Origin of the sequence: Bradyrhizobium sp. NAS96.2, from assembly GCF_001908235.1 — a bacterium.
Classification (GTDB): Bacteria; Pseudomonadota; Alphaproteobacteria; order Rhizobiales; family Xanthobacteraceae; genus Bradyrhizobium.
On sequence record NZ_LGHK01000282.1, the window covers coordinates 1 to 2,122 of the forward strand.

General features: G+C 63.7%; 2 protein-coding genes. Both read right to left on the reverse strand.

All coding sequences use genetic code 11. The annotated features are described in order from the left end of the window. Positions 1–161: 161 nt before the first annotated feature. A complete protein-coding gene (gene dapE / locus AC628_RS39485; protein ID WP_074132088.1) occupies positions 162–1,316 on the reverse strand; it encodes a succinyl-diaminopimelate desuccinylase in 1,155 nt (384 codons plus the stop codon). A gap of 17 nt (positions 1,317–1,333) precedes the next feature. Continuing rightward, positions 1,334–1,954 carry a DUF805 domain-containing protein gene (locus tag AC628_RS39490; protein WP_074132089.1) on the reverse strand — a complete coding sequence of 207 codons (621 nt, stop codon included), beginning with the start codon at positions 1,952–1,954 and terminating at the stop codon, positions 1,334–1,336. Positions 1,955–2,122: the final 168 nt, after the last annotated feature.

Here is a 2,122-nt window from a genome sequence, read left to right on the forward strand (position 1 = left end):
TCGCGGCCGCTAACCGCGACAGGCCATTCCTCTCGGAATATGCCGACGATAGCCGATCGCGCTATTACAAGGATGGGTAGAGCGCAGCGAAACCCATCACCTCGAATCCGCGGCGCACATGATGGGTATCGCTGCGCTCCACCCATCCTACGGTCGCGAACCTACCCGAAATACCGCTCCAACACGCCGCGATAGATCTTGGTCAACTTCTCCAGATCAGCCACCGGCGTGCGCTCGTCGATCTGGTGCATGGTCTGGCCGACCAGGCCGAACTCGATCACCGGGCAGTAGCCGGAGATGAAGCGCGCATCCGAGGTGCCGCCGGAAGTGGAGAGCTCCGGCTTGCGGCCGGTGATCTCCTCGATCGCGGCGACCGCGAGATCGGTGAACGGGCCGGGCTGGGTCACGAACACGTTGGAGTTCGACGGCTGCCAGTCGATATGGGCGCGGATGCGGTTGCCGCAGGCCTTCGCCAGCCGCTCGTCGACCAGCTGCCGCAGGCTCTCCTGGGTGTGGTTGTCGTTGTAGCGGATGTTGAACCTCGCACGCGCCTGGCCGGGGATCACGTTGCTCGCGGTGTTGCCGACATCGACCGTGGTGAATTCGAGGTTGCTGGCCTGGAATTGCGCGCTGCCGTGATCGAGCGGCTCGTCGCTCAGCGCCACGATCAGCCGCGAGATATCAGGCACCGGGTTCGAGGCGCGGTGCGGATAGGCGACATGGCCCTGCACGCCGTCGACAACCAGCGTGCCGGATTGCGAGCCGCGCCGGCCGATCTTGATCATGTCGCCGAGCACCTCGACATTCGACGGCTCGCCGAGCACGCAATGGTCGAATGTCTCGCCGCGCTCGGCGCACCATTTCAGCAGCTTGACGGTGCCGTTGATCGAGACGTCTTCCTCGTCGCCGGTGATCAGGAAGGAGATCGATCCCTTTGGCTTGCCGTCGTGGTCCTTCAGATACTGCAGCACGGCGGCGACGCTGCAGGCGATGCCGCCCTTCATGTCGACGGCGCCACGGCCGTAGAGATAGCCGTCCCTGACCTCGCCGGAGAACGCGCCGAGCGTCCACGCCGCTTCATCGCCGGGCGGCACCACGTCGGTGTGGCCGGCAAAGGTGATATGCGGCAGCGAGCTGCCGATGCGGGCATAGAGGTTGTCGATGTCTGCGGTGCCGGGCTCGGAGAACGTCACGCGGTGGACGTCGAAGCCCGCAGCCTTCAGCAGGCCTTCGAGCACGCCAAGCGCACCGGCGTCAGCCGGGGTGACGGAGGGGCAGCGAACCAGATCGCGGGTAATCGAGACAGCATCACTCATGCGCCTCGCTTAACACGTCACAGCGCCGGTGGACCAGCTTTGTGCGGCACGATATCGAGCTCGCTTTGCTGATCCCAGCCCTGCGTGGAGCGCGACCCAGTGCCGCGGCCGCCTCCACGGCTCACATGGGTTTTTCCCAGCGGATTGGGACCGTAGCGATTGGGGTAAGAGGTGCCGCGCAGAAAGGCGAGCTCGATGAAGCCGCAGACATAGAACACGAAGACGATCGCGGCGGCGGCCATCACCCAATAGGATTCGTCGGGAAGCCGGTCCGAGAACTGGCTCATGAGGCCGGGGAGGACGAAGTACGGCACCATCCACCAGCCGCTCTTGTCGCGGTCGTGCAGGCGCTTGATCGAGACCGCGATATAGACCCAGACGAACAGGAACGTTCCGCAGGCCTTGACCAGCAGCGCCGGCAATCCGGCCCATGTCAGTGATTTGTAGCTGTCCGGGTCGAAGGCCCGGAAGATGTCGTCGACGTTGAAGCCAAATGAGCCGGTCCTGCCGCCGAGGCCGGCCATGACCACGAGCGCGGCCAGGAACATCATCCAGCAGACGATGATCAGCACTCCGAGCCAGAACTTGGCCCGGCTGACGCGGCCCTTGAAGCCGAACAGGTAATTGGCCCAGTCCATGAAAACAAACTCCGGGCAGCGGCAATTCTTCGCGGCCCAGAGTTTTGTCGGGGTTAAAGCGGGATGGGGTTAGGTTGAATCGATTTGGGATTCCCAAATCAGGCTGTTTCTGATTCACCATGCTGGCTGGGCGGAGGCCAGCATGGATGGGCAAGCCTTATTCTCTGG

Excerpts from the sequence above, each read along its gene's own strand:
- dapE (WP_074132088.1), bottom strand. The coding sequence starts at position 1,316 with ATGAGTGATGCTGTCTCGATTACCCGCGATCTGGTTCGCTGCCCCTCC.
- AC628_RS39490 (WP_074132089.1), bottom strand. The coding sequence starts at position 1,954 with ATGGACTGGGCCAATTACCTGTTCGGCTTCAAGGGCCGCGTCAGCCGG.